The organism is Kribbella sancticallisti (assembly GCF_039530625.1).
Taxonomy (GTDB): Bacteria; Actinomycetota; Actinomycetes; order Propionibacteriales; family Kribbellaceae; genus Kribbella; species Kribbella sancticallisti.
This window is the reverse complement of record NZ_BAAAOS010000083.1, coordinates 1-801: the sequence shown is the minus strand read 5'-3', so window position 1 is coordinate 801 and position 801 is coordinate 1. Positions and strand designations below refer to the sequence as shown.

At 68.9% G+C, this 801-nt stretch carries 1 protein-coding gene; it reads left to right on the top strand.

Annotation, left to right across the window (positions count from 1 at the left end):
• A partial coding sequence (locus ABD255_RS43465; protein WP_344222747.1) for an IS110 family RNA-guided transposase occupies window positions 1–801 on the top strand: 801 nt, incomplete at both ends.

The following is an 801-nucleotide window of genomic DNA, read 5'->3' as shown; positions in this document are numbered from 1 at the left end:
CGGGTGAGCAAGTCGTCCGAGTCCCGCCGAAGCTGATGGCCGAACAGCGTCGACTGGCGCGCACGCGCGGCAAGTCCGACCCCATCGACGCGTTGGCGGTCGCCCGGGCTGCGCTGCGCGAGCCGGACCTGCCGATCGCCTCGCACGACGAGACCTCCCGGGAACTGAAGCTGCTGGTCGACCGGCGTGAAGATCTCGTCGGTGAGCGCACCCGCATGGTCAATCGGCTCCGCTGGCACCTGCACCGGATCGCTCCCGGCGACCCGATCGCGGACCCGCCCGCGACAGCGCTGAACCGTGCCCGGACGCGGCAAGAGCTGACCGACTGGCTGGCCGGCAAGAACGGCATCGACGCCCGGCTGGCCCGCGACATCCTTGCTGACATCGACCGGATCACCCCCGTCATCAACGCCCTCGAGCGTGAGATCGACAACCTGGTCGCCGCGGCCGCACCCAACCTGTTGGAACTACCCGGTTGCGGCCCGCTGACCGCCGCCAAGATCGTCGGTGAGACCGCGGGGATCAGCCGCTTCGCCAACGAGGCCAAATACGCCATGCACGCCGGTGTCGCACCCATCCCGGTCTGGTCAGGCAGCACCCGCGGCCGGGTGCGGATGAGCAAAGCCGGCAACCGCCAACTCAACGCAGCCTTCCACCGCATCGCCGTCACCCAGATCCGATTGGCCGGCCCGGGCAAGACCTACTACGACAAACGCCTCGCAGCCGGCGACTCCAACACCGAAGCCCTCCGAGCCCTCAAACGCCGCCTCGCCCGCGTCGTGTTCCAGACCTTGAACAAGA